Raw genomic sequence first — 702 nt, forward strand, 5'->3', positions numbered from 1 at the left:
CTGGTAAGCCGCGCCGATGGTCAGCGCCTTGGCCAAACCGATGGTTTCGGCTTTTGCCATCTTGATGGTTTCGGCCTTGTTACCGCCGATGGTCACGCTGCGGTTAGCACCGATGCTGATGGTTTCGTTCTGGCCGACGTCTTCGGTGCGGTGGTCGCCGATAGACACGGATTCGTTGTGCTCGACCCGCTCCTTGCGATCATTGCCGACGAAGATGCCGTTGTTGTTCTTGATATGGACGTTCTTGTCTTTCTCGGCATGGATAAACACCTCCTGGTGGCCCAACTCATCCTCAAAACGCAGCTCATTGAAGCCGTCACCCTTATGAGTTCGGCTTTTGATGGTCATCCGCGTCTTGTGCTTGGGTAGCTCATACGGCGGCAGATTGGTCTGGCGGTAGGTGCGGCCCGTGGCGATAGGCTGGTCAGGATCGCCATCCAAAAAGCTGATGATCAGCTCCTGATTCACGCGTGGCACGGCCATGGCCCCCCACGTCGCGCCTGCCCAGCCTTGAGCGACACGAATCCAGCACGAACTCTGGTCGTTGTTTTTGTCCGAGCGGTCCCACGGAAACTGCACCTTGACCCGGCCCCATTCATCGCAATAAATCTCCTCGCCGGGAGGGCCAACCACCGTGGCGATTTGCGGGCCGTCGATGCACGGTTTTTTACGCAGCTGTGCCTTCCAATCCGAGGTCCAGCG

1 protein-coding gene is annotated in these 702 nt (G+C 58.3%); it reads right to left on the reverse strand.

Annotation, left to right across the window (positions count from 1 at the left end; all coding sequences use genetic code 11):
- Positions 1 to 702 (reverse strand): type VI secretion system Vgr family protein (locus CFE47_RS31375; protein WP_286843081.1); only part of this gene is annotated, 702 nt, incomplete at both ends.

Source organism: Pseudomonas sp. PGPPP1, from assembly GCF_002255865.1.
Lineage (GTDB): Bacteria > Pseudomonadota > Gammaproteobacteria > Pseudomonadales > Pseudomonadaceae > Aquipseudomonas > Aquipseudomonas cremoris.